Source organism: Devosia sp. (genome assembly GCF_017744655.1).
In the GTDB taxonomy this organism is placed as follows: Bacteria; Pseudomonadota; Alphaproteobacteria; order Rhizobiales; family Devosiaceae; genus Devosia.
Genome location: NZ_JAGIAW010000014.1, coordinates 125,982 through 138,382, shown reverse-complemented (window position 1 = coordinate 138,382; position 12,401 = coordinate 125,982). Strand labels below are relative to the sequence as shown.

At 60.9% G+C, this 12,401-nt stretch carries 12 protein-coding genes; 7 read left to right on the top strand and 5 right to left on the bottom strand.

Annotated elements, in window-relative coordinates:
* The first annotated feature begins 21 nt into the window (after window positions 1-21).
* The 6 genes from J7557_RS20325 to J7557_RS20300 all read left to right on the top strand — a co-directional run bounded on the left by J7557_RS20325 (window position 22) and on the right by J7557_RS20300 (window position 6,674).
* Window positions 22-1,023: a zinc-binding dehydrogenase gene (locus J7557_RS20325; protein WP_291422077.1), complete on the top strand. Its 1,002-nt coding sequence runs from the start codon at window positions 22-24 to the stop codon at window positions 1,021-1,023.
* The gene (locus J7557_RS20320) at window positions 1,020-1,880 is read left to right on the top strand and encodes a sugar phosphate isomerase/epimerase (RefSeq protein WP_291422075.1); all 861 of its coding nucleotides are present in this window, start codon (window positions 1,020-1,022) and stop codon (window positions 1,878-1,880) included. Before J7557_RS20325 ends, J7557_RS20320 begins: the two co-directional genes overlap by 4 nt.
* 35 nt (window positions 1,881-1,915) lie before the next feature.
* A complete protein-coding gene (locus J7557_RS20315; RefSeq protein WP_291422073.1) occupies window positions 1,916-2,896 on the top strand; it encodes an SDR family oxidoreductase in 981 nt (326 codons plus the stop codon).
* 54 nt (window positions 2,897-2,950) lie between these two features.
* Window positions 2,951-3,772, top strand: coding sequence for an N-formylglutamate amidohydrolase (locus J7557_RS20310; RefSeq protein ID WP_291422071.1), 822 nt, complete (start codon window positions 2,951-2,953; stop codon window positions 3,770-3,772).
* A 110-nt stretch (window positions 3,773-3,882) separates the two neighbouring features.
* Window positions 3,883-5,619 (top strand): flavohemoglobin expression-modulating QEGLA motif protein, encoded by a 1,737-nt coding sequence (locus J7557_RS20305; protein WP_291422069.1) that lies wholly within the window; start codon window positions 3,883-3,885, stop codon window positions 5,617-5,619.
* 8 nt (window positions 5,620-5,627) lie between these two features.
* Window positions 5,628-6,674, top strand: coding sequence for a glutathione synthetase (locus J7557_RS20300; RefSeq protein ID WP_291422067.1), 1,047 nt, complete (start codon window positions 5,628-5,630; stop codon window positions 6,672-6,674).
* On the opposite strand, the gene J7557_RS20295 is transcribed toward J7557_RS20300, so the two are convergent.
* Window positions 6,671-7,279 carry a TetR/AcrR family transcriptional regulator gene (locus J7557_RS20295; protein ID WP_291422494.1) on the bottom strand — a complete coding sequence of 203 codons (609 nt, stop codon included), beginning with the start codon at window positions 7,277-7,279 and terminating at the stop codon, window positions 6,671-6,673. The two genes, J7557_RS20300 and J7557_RS20295, sit on opposite strands and share 4 nt — an antisense overlap.
* A gap of 116 nt (window positions 7,280-7,395) precedes the next feature.
* On the opposite strand from J7557_RS20295, the gene J7557_RS20290 reads away from it, so the two are divergent.
* The gene (locus tag J7557_RS20290) at window positions 7,396-8,622 is read left to right on the top strand and encodes an MFS transporter (protein ID WP_291422065.1); all 1,227 of its coding nucleotides are present in this window, start codon (window positions 7,396-7,398) and stop codon (window positions 8,620-8,622) included.
* Window positions 8,623-8,686: 64 nt separating this feature from the next.
* Here J7557_RS20290 and J7557_RS20285 read toward each other — a convergent pair whose 3' ends face one another.
* Genes J7557_RS20285 through J7557_RS20270 form a run of 4 tightly spaced genes read right to left on the bottom strand, consistent with a single transcriptional unit; the run spans window position 8,687 to window position 12,311 of the window.
* A complete protein-coding gene (locus J7557_RS20285) occupies window positions 8,687-9,415 on the bottom strand; it encodes a ThuA domain-containing protein (RefSeq protein WP_291422063.1) in 729 nt (242 codons plus the stop codon).
* A gap of 20 nt (window positions 9,416-9,435) precedes the next feature.
* Window positions 9,436-10,506, bottom strand: coding sequence for an ABC transporter ATP-binding protein (locus tag J7557_RS20280; RefSeq protein WP_291422493.1), 1,071 nt, complete (start codon window positions 10,504-10,506; stop codon window positions 9,436-9,438).
* A gap of 15 nt (window positions 10,507-10,521) precedes the next feature.
* Window positions 10,522-11,424 carry a carbohydrate ABC transporter permease gene (locus J7557_RS20275; protein ID WP_291422061.1) on the bottom strand — a complete coding sequence of 301 codons (903 nt, stop codon included), beginning with the start codon at window positions 11,422-11,424 and terminating at the stop codon, window positions 10,522-10,524.
* Window positions 11,424-12,311 (bottom strand): carbohydrate ABC transporter permease, encoded by an 888-nt coding sequence (locus tag J7557_RS20270; protein ID WP_291422059.1) that lies wholly within the window; start codon window positions 12,309-12,311, stop codon window positions 11,424-11,426. Before J7557_RS20270 ends, J7557_RS20275 begins: the two co-directional genes overlap by 1 nt.
* Window positions 12,312-12,401 lie beyond the last annotated feature (90 nt).

The window sequence follows — 12,401 nt, the reverse complement described above, 5'->3', positions numbered from 1 at the left end:
CTAAGTGTAGAAATTACCGGTGTGCGCGAAGCCGTGGTTGCGGAACGTCCAGACCCGCAAGCGGCAGGCGATGTCGTCAAGGTCGAAATTCTCGTCGCGCCGATGTGCACCGAGTGGCAGTCCTGGCGCGCCGGCAAGCCCGGTCATGAACTCGGCCATGAAGCGGTCGGCGTAGTTGTCGACGCCGCCTCGTCCACGCGCCTCAAGGTCGGTGACCGGGTGATTGCCATGCCGCATTGGGGATGCGGCAAGTGCCCTGCCTGCCTTTCGGGGGAGCACATCCATTGCACCGATCAACGTGATCTCTTGGCCGAGACCGGTTCCAGTTGCGGACTTGGCGGCTATGCCCAATACCTCCTGAAGCCCGACTACCTGCTCTATCCCGTACCCGATGATATCGAAACCGACCACGCGGCCATGGCGCTTTGTGCGCTCGGCCCCAGCTTCACGGCGATGGAGCGCATGCGTCTCTCTCCAGCCGATACGCTGGTGGTGTCGGGTTGCGGCGCGGTTGGCCTCGGCGCCATCGTCAATGCGCGAACCATCGGGGCGCGCGTCATTGCGCTCGAATTGCATCCGTTCCGCGCCGATCTCGCCCGTGCGCTCGGTGCCGAACATGTGCTTGATCCGCGCGCGCCCGACCTCATCGAGCAGGTCAGGGCGCTGACCGGTGGTTACGGCGCCGATGCTGTCATCGAGACCAGCAATAATGAAGCTGCGCCTCCGGTGGTGCTCGAACTGGTGCGCGCTCGTGGTCGTCTCGCCTTCGTCACCTGGAGTGGCGCTTTGCCGGTCAATCGCATTACCGGCAAGGGCGTCGATATCTTTGGCTGCTGGCACTGGAACCATGATCAGGCTGGGGAGCGCATGATGCAGCGTGTTCGCGACGCCCGACCGCTGCTCGATAAGCTCGTGACGCATCGTTTCGCCCTGGCTGATGTCAGCGACGCTTTCGCGCTGCAGGAAACAGGGCATTGCGGCAAGGTGCTGCTCTATCCAGGTGGTCAGGGAGCAGGGGTATGACGATGAGACTTGGTGGTTACGGCATCGACTATGCGGGCGACCCCGAAGCCTATGCGCAAGCGCATGTCGCCTTCGGATACAATGCGGCCTACATGCCCAATATCAGCCTCGAAAATCGCGACGAGATCGCTGCCATCATCACGGCCATGGCCGAAGCAGATGTGATCATCGCCGAGGGGGGCGCTTGGAAAAACCTGATTGCCCACGATGAGGAGCAGCGGAAGGCCAACCTCGACTATGCCGTCCACCAACTGGCGCTGGCGGATGAGTTGGGGGCGCGGGCATGTGTCGCTTTCCATGGCACTGTCGGCCATGCTGGCGACCCTTGGAAACTCAGCGACAATTACGACTATGGCCCGCATCCGGACAATCAGAGCGAAGCCGGATTTCAGCGGGCAGTGGATACGGCGCGCTATGTCATCGATGCGGTAAAGCCCAAGCGGACCAAATTCTCGCTCGAAATGGTGCCGTGGCTCGTGACCGATACGGCGGAGAACTATCTGAAACTGCTTAAGGCGATCGACCGTCCGCAATTCGGTGCGCATATCGATGCGGCCAATATGGTGATCAGCCCGCGGATTTATTTCAATACCGGGCGCATGATCCGCGAGGCCTTCGAACTCCTCGGGCCATGGGTGGTGTCATGCCACGCCAAGGATATCGTGATGCAGGGTGGACCGGGGACGATCTCGTTCCATCTCGACGAAGTGCCCCCTGGCGAAGGCAATCTCGACTACGGCGCCTATGTCGCCGAAATCCGGAAGCTTGGACGCGAAGTTCCGCTGATGCTCGAGCACTTTGGTGTGCCCGAATACAAACGCGGTCTGGCCTATATCAAGACCATTGCCGGCGCCTGAGGCGCCAAAAACTCCCTTCACCCTTCGAGGTTTCCATGGCTAAGACTATTCTTTTCATCGGTGGTACCGGTCAGATTTCCTATCCGTGTGTCGCAAAAGCGGTGGCGCAGGGCCATAAAGTCAGTGTTTTCAACCGCGGCAAGCGCGGGGACGCTTTGCCTCAAGGCGTAACGTCCATTGTTGGTGATCTGGCGGGGCCCGAATATGCCGAGCTTGCTAAGCAAAACTTTGACGTCGTCTGCCAGTTCATCGCCTTCACGCCCGATCAAGTCGCGCGCGACATCGAGGTCTTTGCCGGCCATTGCGGGCAATATATCTTCATCTCGTCGGCCTCGGTCTACGAGAAGCCGGCGCGGCACTATGTGATCACCGAGAAGACCCCGGCCATCAATCCCTACTGGCCCTATAGCCAGGCCAAGATTGCCTGCGAGCAATTGCTGGAAAAGTCGGAAGGCCTGTCCTGGACGATCGTGCGACCGAGCCACACGGTGCGCACGGGCCTGCCCATCATGATGGGCGACAGCGATATCATGGCCCGCCGCATGCTAGACGGTGAGCCCACTATCGTCGCCGGGGATGGCAATACCCCCTGGACGCTGACGCGTTCGGTCGATTTTGCCGTGCCCTTCGTCCGCCTTTTCGGCAAGTCGGCTGCGCTACACGAGATATTTCACATCACCAATGACCGCGCTCATATCTGGGACGATATCCAGAAGGCCATAGGCCGTTTGCTCGGCGTCGAAGCCAAGATCGTGCATGTGCCGACCGACACCTTGGTCCGCTACAATCCCGAATGGGTAGGCCCGCTGACCGGCGACAAAGTCTGGACCGCGATCTTCGATAATTCCAAGATCAAGAGTGTGGTCGGCGATTTTTCCTGCGCTGAAAGTCTCGATGAAATCCTGGCCGAGCCCATTATTCACTTGAAGCAGCGGCTCGCGACGAACCGCCCGCCAAAGGGCGATTTCGATGCCTTGGTTGACCGCATCTGCGCGGCTCAGTCAGCCCTCGGATAGGCCGCGGGCCGAAGATGTCGGAACTGGACCAGCACGGCGGGCGTTGAGCCCGCCATGGAAACCAGCGTCGATTTTTCCGAGAACCTCGATCAGGGCGAGTTGTGGGCGCTTCGTGTTGCCGCCTCGCCCCTGGTCGGAACCGCCATTCACGATGGGCACGCCGTTTGGCCGCACCTGTCGCAGATCATGGCTCTTGATGAGGCGCAGCGCCTTCGTGAAGAGGATCCATTCACCGCCGAATTCGTGAAAGATATCCCCACGAACATCGTCGTGCGGCGATCACGCTTCGAGGTCGATCTCAACAGGGCGCCGGAAGGCGCTGTCTATCTTCGCCCCGAACAGGCCTGGGGCCTCGACGTTTGGCGGCGTCCGCCTGACGAGGAACATGTCGCCCAACTTCTGCGCCAGCATGCGCGCTACTACGCCCTCCTGCGGCACGTGCTAGGCGACATCGAGGCCCAGTTTGGCGCCTTTGTCGTGCTCGACATGCACAGCTACAACCATCGTCGCAATGGTGCGGAGGGGCCGGCCACGCCGCAGGCCGATGCGCCCGATATCAATATCGGAACCTTCTCGATGGACCGTGCGCGCTGGGCCCATATCCTTGATCCGTTCATCGCCCGCCTGCGGCAGGCCACGGTAAAAGGTCGCCCGCTGGATGTTCGCGAAAATGTCGCCTTCGCCGGCAAGGGCGAACAGACACGGTTCATCCACGAGCATTTCCCGCAAACCGGCTGCGCCATTGCCGTCGAGTTCAAGAAAATCTTCATGGACGAGTGGACCGGCACGCCGGATATGGCGGCAATTGCCGATCTCCGCCGCGCGGTGGCGACGAGCCTGCCTGTTCTGCAAGCCGCTCTGCTGGGTCGGCCATGAAGCAAGGAAGGAGCGGCGTCGATATCCGAGCGGTTGAGGCCGCGCTGCGGGAAGACGGTCCCATTCGGCTGGACCTGGCCGGGCGGGGGCGGTTGTTCATGGACCGGCCCATGCCCTTTCTTGTGGTGCATATCGGACGACGATCCGAGCCGGCGGCGCGGGATGTGGCCATGGCCAATTCCGCCTATTTGCTGGTGCCCAATCTGACCGATGCCGTGGCCGTGATCCGCCTGGTGGGCACCGCCATGCTCGAACGCTTCGGAGCCTTTGTCGTCCTCGACATTGGAGAATTGACCAAGGACGGTCTCGCCAAGGACGCACCCTATCTCGCTCCCTTTGAGGTGAGCACTTCAGCTCCGGCAGGTCGGGCCGTACAGTCGGCACTGTCGGCGTTGATCGGTGGCCTCGAAACGGTTGACGCGCGGTACCGGGCGCCGAGAGTGACCCGCAAGGCCCTCGATGAAGACGGTCATGCGGGCCTCGCCCGTCGTCTCCCAGCATTTCCCGTGCTGACCTTGCGGTTTGCGCCGATCTACAAGGTGCCGCAGTCCCACGCGACCTATCCCGAACTGCGGGAGCGTCTTGTCGCGAATGTCTTCGATGCCGCCTTGCAGGCGGTGGCTGAATTCGCCCGCCACGGAACCAGTCTGTCCCCGGCCAGCCATCGGGCGCTGGGCCGCCGAGTCTTCGTCGATGCGGTTCTGCGCGCCGATAAGGCCATCGACGCGATTGCCAGTAGCTTTGATTTTCTCCTCGCCGTTACGCCTATTAATGCGGAAGACGCCTGGTCCGAGTTCAAGGCCGGCAAATTCCAGCGTGCGCCCCATTTTCTCTATAGGCCGCTGACCATCGATATCGCGGCGAGCAAGAAGGCGCTTTTTTCCATTGGCCTCGATCACTTCGAGGATCCCGTGCTGAGCACGCTCTATCGGGAAAAGCAGCGTGAACTCGATCTGCAGCTGTCGATGCTTGCCATGCGCGAGGATCGTCAATTCCTTGAACTGGGCCGGGCGCTTTATCGCTCCATCGAACCGCGCCTCGAAAAAGCGGCGCACGAAATTCTGGCGGCAACGGCGAAAAGCCAATCCGGCAACGAGGTCGCCAATGTCGACTACCGGTTTGTGGAGCGACGCGCGCAGGCGATGATCGACCGCTATGCCGCCCAGTCAAACAGTTTTGCGGCGTCCATCGACCTGCGGGACGATTTACCCGCCGGCATGATGGTGACCAATGGCCAATTGCTGATCTCGCGCAATACCACAATGGCTAGAGATCGCGTGGAAGCCCTGCTCAGCCATGAGGTGGGTGTGCATCTCTTGACCTATTTCAACGGCTCCGGCCACGGCCTGCAGATATTCCGCAGCGGACTTGCCGGCTATGAGGGTGCCCAGGAAGGGCTCGCCGTGCTGGCCGAGTATCTGGCAGGCGGCATGACGATCGCCCGCTTGCGTCTCCTTGCAGGTCGCGTCTTGGCCGTGTCGGCCATGCTGAGCGGCGCTGGCTTTGTTGATACCTTCGCCATGCTGGCCGGGGAGCACAAGTTCTCCGAGCGCAATGCCTTCAACATTGCCCTGCGCGTCCATCGCGGAGGCGGCCTCGCCAAGGACGCCATCTACCTGCGCGGGCTTTTTGAGCTGCTGGATCACCTTTCAAGCGGGGGTTCTCTTGACCCTTTCTGGCTGGGCAAGATCGCTTCCGCTCATTTCTCTGTCATTCAGGAATTGAGCACCCGTGGCCTTCTCAAGGCGCCGCGCCTGCTGCCCCAATTTTTGGACATTCCGGGCGCCGACCAGCGCCTGGCCCGCCTCAAGGGCGGGCTTTCACCCCTCGATCTCATCGCTGCCTAGGAGTGGCCATGCGCATTGCATTTTTTGTCAACTCAATCGAAGGCGAGTCGCCCCATTACACGACCACAACCCTCGCCCTGGCCGCATTGGGGCGCGGTCACGACGTCTGCTATGTCACGCCGTCGGATTTTGTGCTGCGCGCCGACGATGGGCTGGCCATTCGCGGCCTCGAACTTCCGGCCTCCAACTACAAGAAGCCTGAAACGCTCCATAAGGACCTGCAGAGCAAAAGCGCCGAGATGCGCACATTCGATGTGGAGGAGATCGATGTGCTGTTTCTGCGCAACGATCCGTCTCTCGATGCGGTGGATCGGCCCTGGGCCGCCAATGTCGGCATCATTTTTGGTCGCATGGCTGCCCAGCGCGGCGTTCTGGTTGTCAACGATCCCGAGGGATTGGCTCAGGCGCAGAACAAGCTGTATTTCCAGGATTTTCCCGCTTCAGTACGGCCCACAACGCTCATCTCGAAGAATATCGAGGAAATTCGAGACTTCCTCGACGGCCAGAAAAAGGGGGCGATCGTCAAACCCTTGCAGGGATCGGGCGGAAAGAACGTCTTCAAGGTGACGTCGCCTAAGGACCACAATCTCAACCAGATTTTCGAAGCCGTCAGCGGCGAGGGCTATCTGATTGCCCAAGCCTTTCTGCCGGAGGCCAGCGAGGGAGACGTTCGCTTCTTCATGATGAACGGACGCCCTTTGGTCCGCGATGGCAAATATGCAGCCTTTCGAAGGGTGCCAGCCAAGGGCGAAATTCGCTCGAATATCCACGTCGGTGGTGGCCCCGCGCCCGTCGAGGTGACGGAGACCATGTTGGCCATAGCTGAAACGGTTCGGCCAAAGCTCATCCACGATGGCATGTTTCTCGTCGGTCTCGACATCGTCGGCGACAAGATTTTGGAGATCAATGTCTTCACCCCCGGCGGGCTGAACAATCTCTCCGAGCTCTACGAAACCAATTTCTCCGATAGCGTCATCGCGGCGCTGGAGGAGAAAAAGGCCATCAGCGACGCCTATGGGAAACGGATCGCCAATCGCGAACTGGCGACCCTTTAGGCTGTGCCGCCATGGTCGGGTTTGCGCAAGCTTTCGAGCAATAGTCGAAACCCGGCGACCGCCCGCTTGGAGGTTGCCTGGGGGTCGTCGGCGCTGGCAATCCAGGTTGCGGCATGAGAACTCGCGCCGTTGATCAAGCGGGCAGCGACCTCCGTGTCGACATCGATCAACTGCCCTTCGGTCTTTGCAGCGTCCAAATTAGTCTTGAGCGCCATGATGCAGGCGTTTGCGCTGGGCCATTGTGAGGGGTCGCCGAGCACGGCCGGTGCATCGCGGAACATGATGCGCTGAATTTCGGGTTCGAGCGCCATTTCGATATAGGCGATCCATTCGTCGACCAGCCCCTGCCACCGGGAGGGCGCTTTTGTCGAAATGGCAAGCAGGCGCTCGGACATTTCGCCGTCGATCTCCTCGACCACAGCGCGCAGCAATCCCTCCTTGTCACCAAAATGGTGATAGAGCGCGCCGCGCGTCAGGCCGGCGTCCGCCGTGAAATCATCCATTGAGGACGCCGAGTAGCCGATGGTGCCGAAAGCCTTTCGCCCCGCCGCCAATAACTTCTGGCGGGTCTCGGCCATGGTTTCCTTTCGCGATTTTCCGACCATGTCACTCCATTCGCATACGCAACGTATTTGGAATTGACATACGAGATGTATGCCAATATCCATTTCACATACGTAACGTATATAAGCGTTGCGAGAGTTCATCAAGGATGGGTGAAATGTCCAACCCCTATGCTCAAATTTTCCGCGCACCCGGTGCGAAGGGCTTTGCCGCCGCCGCCTTCGTTGCGCGCATGCCGATGGCCATGGCGCCGATCGGTATCGTCGCCATGCTGTCCCAGACCCATGGCGAATACTGGCTGGCCGGTGCGGTCTCGGCGACTTTCGCCATTGCCAATGCGATTGTCTCGCCGCAGATTTCCCGACTCGTCGATCGCTACGGCCAATCGGCTGTTGTCGCGCCGGCCATGCTGATTTCGGTCGTGGCGTTCGTCGCGCTAATTTTGGCTGCGAACCAGAGCTGGCCAATCTGGACGCTCTTTGTGTCGGCTCTTCTCGCGGCCACCATGCCCAGCATTTCGGCCATGGTTCGCGCCCGCTGGAGCGAGTTGTTCAGTGGTCGTCCTGAGCTCAATACCGCTTTTGCCTTCGAATCTTCGGCCGATGAACTCGTTTATATTGCCGGAGCTTCTGTCTCGGTGGCCCTGTCCGTATCGGTGTTTCCGGAAGCGGGCATGATTGCCGGCACCGCGTTTCTGGCTCTGGGCACAATTGCCTTTCTGTTGCAGCGCGGCAGCGAACCCAAGGTGCGGCTGCATGATCGCGTGACGGCACGCGGCTCCGCCATCAGGCTGCGCCCAGTTCAGATCATCACCTTGGCGCTGGTCTTTGTTGGTGCCATGTTTGCCACAGCAGAGGTCAGCGCGGTAGCGATCACCGAGGCGCTCGGCCAGGCGAGCGCCGCCAGCCTCGTCATCGGCGTCTATGCCATAGGGTCCTTCGTGCTCGGCCTCGTCCTGGGTGCCCTCAACCCGAAGATGGCTCTCCATCGACAGTTGATGATCGCCGTCGGCGTGCTGGCAGTAACCTCGATCCCCCTCCTGTTTTCCACCGGCTCAGTGGCAGCTCTGGCGGTTGCGGTGTTCATCAGCGGTATCGCGATTTCGCCAACCTTTATCACGGCGTTTGGTCTCATCGAGCGGCGCGTGCCGGAGTCCATGCTCACCGAAGGCGTTACCTGGGTGATGACCGGCATTGGTATCGGCATGGCGTTGGGGTCATTCACAGCCGGCTGGATCGTCGATGCCTATGGTCCGCAGCATGGCTTTTGGGTCTCGGTGGCGGCAGGTGCGGCCAGTGCCCTCATCATAGCACTGGGGCAGGGGGTGCTTGGGGATAATAAGCCCAGAGATGCCGATCGCCTTCAGGCTCAGCCGGCGGAATAATAGATGGAATAAAATGAGGGGGGCGCTTTCGGGCGCCCCTCTCTTCTAGATATCGCTGCCACTTCTAGCGGTGGATCGGCTCCTTGCGGTGCCAGTTGTCCAACTTGCGCGAAGGCTTGTGCGGTTGCATGGCCCATTCGATGCCATTGCCGATCACGTGCTGCACCATGGGATGGTGATAGATGGGGAAGGTCTCGTGGCCGGGCGAGAAGTAGAAGATGCGGCCAAGGCCCCGATAGAAGGTCACGCCGGAACGAAACACTTCGCCGCCCTTGTACCAGGAGAGGAAGACGATCTCGTCGGGCGCGGGAATGTCGAACGGCTCGCCATACATTTCCGAGGCTGGAATCTCGAAGAATGGCGGCACGCCATCGGCGATCGGGTGGTTGGGCAGGATGGTCCAGACCCGCTCGAGGTCGCCTTCCGGCAGTTCGCGCCAGGAAAGATTGGCATTGGTGCCGACCATGCGGCGGAACATCTTCGAGTGGTGGCCTGAATGGAGAACGACCAGGCCCATGCCGGCGAGCACGCGCTGTTGTACGCGGTCGATATATTCGTCCTTCACCTCATCATGGGCGACATGGCCCCACCAGGTGAGCACGTCCGTGCGGTCGAGCAGTTCCTGCGTCAGGCCCTGTTCTGGATCGTCGATGGTACGGCGCTCGATGGTGAAGTCACGATCCCCAAAGCCGGCGGCGAGCGCGCCATCCATGCCGTCGGGATAAATCTTGGCGACTGGCGGATCGTTCTTTTCGTGGCGGCCTTCGTTCCACATGGTCAGGCGAATAGTCACAATAGTCTCCGTAGAATGAATCAGCCGGTGATAGCGCGTCCGGACTGATCGAAGAGGTGGAAGGCGCCATGGTTGAGCGCCAGCTTCACGGTTGAGCCCGGCGCCAGCGCCAGGTCGCCCTGGGCGCGCACGAGCAGGGTGTCGTCGCCATTACGCAGATTGAGATAGGTCTCGGCGCCGAGGCGCTCGACGATGGCGATGGTGGCTTCGAGATCGACATTGTCGATTGCCGGCTGGATGTGCTCGGGCCGCATGCCCAGTGTCACCGATTGGCCGATGGCACCGGCCAGAGAGCGATTATCGAGCCGCGTCGTCCAGCCGGCATTCGCCTTGAAACTCTGGCCGGTTGCATCGCCAATGATGGTGCCGGGAACGAGATTCATGCGCGGTGAGCCGATAAAGCCGGCGACGAAGGTATTGACGGGATTATTGTAGAGCTCGATGGGCGTATCCCACTGCTCTACCTTGCCTTTGTTGAGCACGACGATGCGTGTCGCCATGGTCATGGCTTCCACTTGGTCATGCGTCACATAGACGATGGTGGGTTTCAGTTCCTGATGCAGCTTCTGTAGCTCGGCGCGCATCTGCACGCGGAGAGCCGCATCGAGGTTGGAGAGTGGCTCGTCGAACAGGATGACGCGGGGCTGCTTGATGATGGCACGGCCGATGGCAACGCGCTGGCGCTGCCCACCGGAGAGTTCGGCCGGCCGGCGATCAAGCAGTTCGGATAGCTGCAGCAGTTCGGAAACCCGGCCCACCTCGCGGGCGATCTCGGCCTTGGGCACCTTCTTCAGGTCCAGTGAAAAGCCGATATTCTGCGCCACGGTCATATGTGGATAGAGCGCGTAGGACTGGAACACCATTGCGATGCCGCGCTGGTCGGGCGGCACATCGTTTATGCGCTTGCCGTTGAGCACAAGGTCGCCACCATCGATGGATTCCAGGCCTGCAATCATGCGCAACAGGGTGGACTTGCCGCACCCCGAGGGTCCGACAAAGACGGTGAACTCGCCGTCTTCCACGGCAATGTCGACGCCCTTAATAATTTCGGCCGAGCCAAAGCTTTTGCGCACGCCAGAGAGTTGAATCATGGGAGTGGTCATCGCTTAGCCTTTGACGCCGCCGGAGAAAGTTTGAACGAGGAACCGTCGCGCGAAGCTGAAGGCGATGACGGCGGGGATGAGGTAGATGGTGGCCAGTGCCGCGAGGAGCCCGTAGTCGATCTCGTTGACGCGCAGGAACGCGCGGAAAAGACCGATCGGCAGGGTCTGCAATTCAGGCGACGACAGGAGGATCAGCGGCAAAAGGAAATCGCCCCAGGCCGACATGAAGGCAAAGAGCCCGGCTGCCGCGAGCCCCGGCAGGGCTAGCGGGATCAGCACCCGCCGGATGCGCTGGACCAGGGTGGCGCCATCGAGAATGGCGGCTTCCTCATAGTCCTTGGGCACGCCGTCGAAGAAGACCTTCATAATCCAGAGCGCCAGGGGCAATTGCCCGGTCGCGAGCACGATGATCAGCCCGAGATAGCCATCGATGAAGCCGAAGAGCTGCATGACGAAGCGATAGTGCTCGCCCACCAGCGGTCGCAGCACCGTGCCGATGCCGTTATTGGCCGTCAGCAGGATCTTGTAGAGCGGCACCAGCAGCGCCGTGGACGGAAGCACGCGAATGAGCAGGATGGCGTAGAGGAACGGCTGCTTCCACCAGGCTTTCGAGCGCGACAGCGCATAGCCGCCGAGCCCGGCCACCACCATGACGATGAAGGTCGCGCTAAGCACGGTGAACAGCGAATTGGCGAACCAGCGCACGCCGTTCTCTTCAGCAAACACCTTGGTGTAGTGGTCGAAGGTGACGCTATCGGGCCATTTCAGAAACAGCTGCACATTGCTGTCGATGGAGGCCAGCGCCATCCACACGAAAGGCAGTACGCAGAAGATCGAAATGACGATCAGCGTGACATAGGCAAGTAGGGTGTAAGCGCCCGAGCGCTTTTCGGAAATGCCGGCCATCAGACTTCCACCTTGAGGGAGCGCACATAGGCAATGCCCAGCGCCAGTGAGACCACCAGCGCCACCACGGCACCGGCCGCGCCGTAGCCGATCTGGAAAGCGGCGAAGGACTGGTTGTAGATGTAGACCGAGATCACCTCGGTCTTGTTGCCGGGGCCGCCACGGGTCAGCGCGTAGACGAGGCCAAAGACCGAAATGGTCGAGACGGTCGAAATCAGCATGTAGAGGAAGATGGTCGGCGCCATCAGCGGCAGCGTGATGCGCATGAACATCTGGCGCGGATTGGCGCCATCCATGCGCGCCGCTTCATAGACCTCGGCAGGCACGGCGGCGAGGCCGGCGGTCAGCAGGATCATGGCGGTGCCGATGCCGCGCCAGGTATTGACCATGACCACCATGAACAGCGGAAAGGTCTGCAGCCAGTCGACATAAGGCAGGCCGAAGAACACGAGGATCTTGCTCAGCGTCGCGTGGTCACCACCGGCGAGCATCGAAATCCACATGAAGCCAGCCACCACTTCCGGTGCCGCATTGGGCAGAAGGATTGCCGCGCCAAACACCGGTGCACCGACGATCTTGCGCCGCAGCGCCATGGCCGAAATGAAGCCGAGTACGAACTGCCCGATAATGGCCGAACCGACCACGAAGACGAAGGTAACAAACAGCGAGTTCCAGAAGCGGCCGTCCGAAAAGAGACGCAGGTAGTTGGCGGCGCCGACAAAGCGGGGCTTTGCCGCGGCGACGCCGGTCAGCGCCTCATTGGTCATGCTGAGATAAACAGCATAGAGCGCCGGATAGATGGTCAGGATCAGCAGCGGAACGAGCGCGGGCAAAAGCAGCCAGAGTAGCTGCCGCTCCTTGCGCTTCTGGAACGCGTCGAAGGCCATGAACGGGTGCCTCGATTGGGAGAAAGGGAGACGCGGCCCTCGAGGCTGCGGCTCGACTGGAAAGGTGGGACGCGACCCTGGGAGGCCGCG